Here is a 1,239-nt window from a genome sequence, read left to right as displayed (position 1 = left end):
TGAAGTGACCCCATAAAGTGAGACAAGGAAAAAACACCTCCTGAGTCGTATTTAATCAATATGATTCTAGCGGAGGTGTTTTTCTTATGGGTACAAGAATCCCTTATCCAGAGGAAATTAAATGGAAAGCTGTTGAGATGAAACAATCAGGAATATCTACAAAGGAAATAATGGAGACATTAGGTATTAAAAATAAGACCCAAGTAGAAACATGGGTTAGATGGTATAAGAATGGGGAAACACATCGATTTGTTCAACCAGTAGGTAAGCAATACACATATGGAAAAGGTCCAGTTGAATTAAGTGAGTTGGAGAAGCTACAGATTAATAATAGACAATTACAAATGCAGCTGGAAATCTTAAAAAAGTACAAAGAAATCGAGAGGAGTTGGAGCCGAGAGTCGTAATTAAATTAGTAAACGAGTTATCTCCTTACTATAAAATTATTGATATACTGGCTGTATTAGAGGTTCCAAAGGCTACATATTACCGTTGGAGGAAGAAATACTCTTCTACTGAGCCAACTTCTATTGAAAAGATAATTATCCAAGTATGTAAAGCTCATTATTTTCGTTATGGCCATAGAAAAATTAAAGCTGTTTTAAAGAGAAAATACAATATCACCTTAAACCGTAAAACGGTCCAAAAGATTATGCAGAAATATGATTTACAATGCCAAGTGAAGATGAAACGTCAAAACTATATTAATGGGGTGAGTAATATCGTTGTGAAAAATCTCCTTCAGCGAAGGTTTACTGCAACTAAACCAAATGAAAAATGGGTTACAGACATTACCTATTTACCGTATGGCTCAAATATGTTGTACCTATCAACAATTATAGATCTATATAATAATGAGATCGTAGCCTATACCATCGGTACTAGCCAAGAAGTTTCTTTGGTTATAGATACATTAAAGTCAGCTATAGTAAAACGGAAACCAGAAGGAGTCATTTTACACAGTGATCAGGGCTCTGTCTACACATCTTACGAATATCAGAATTTAGCCAAAGAAAAAGGCATTATCACAAGCATGTCTCGCAAAGGAAACTGCCATGATAATGCCGTCATAGAATCCTTTCACTCCTCGCTAAAGTCGGAAGGATTCAACACTCTAAGAAGAGCATCTATATCTAATTCTAAAGTAGTGCAAATCGTAAATCAATACATGTATTATTATAATCAAATACGAATTCAGGCAAAATTAAACTACCAGTCTCCAATAGAGTTTGGAGAACA

1 protein-coding gene is annotated in these 1,239 nt (G+C 34.6%); it reads left to right on the top strand.

Annotated elements, in window-relative coordinates; all coding sequences use genetic code 11:
* Positions 1-86: 86 nt before the first annotated feature.
* Positions 87-1,239, top strand: a protein-coding gene (locus I7822_RS29410) for an IS3 family transposase (protein ID WP_207982558.1) whose coding sequence is annotated in 2 segments (ribosomal slippage) — positions 87-363 and positions 363-1,239 — 1,154 coding nt annotated over the 2 segments. Because the reading frame shifts where the segments join, the coding sequence is not laid out codon by codon here. This gene is flagged as partial in the annotation.

It is taken from the genome of Metabacillus bambusae (assembly GCF_017497975.1).
GTDB lineage: Bacteria > Bacillota > Bacilli > Bacillales > Bacillaceae > Metabacillus > Metabacillus bambusae.
This window is presented reverse-complemented; position numbering and strand designations above follow the sequence as displayed.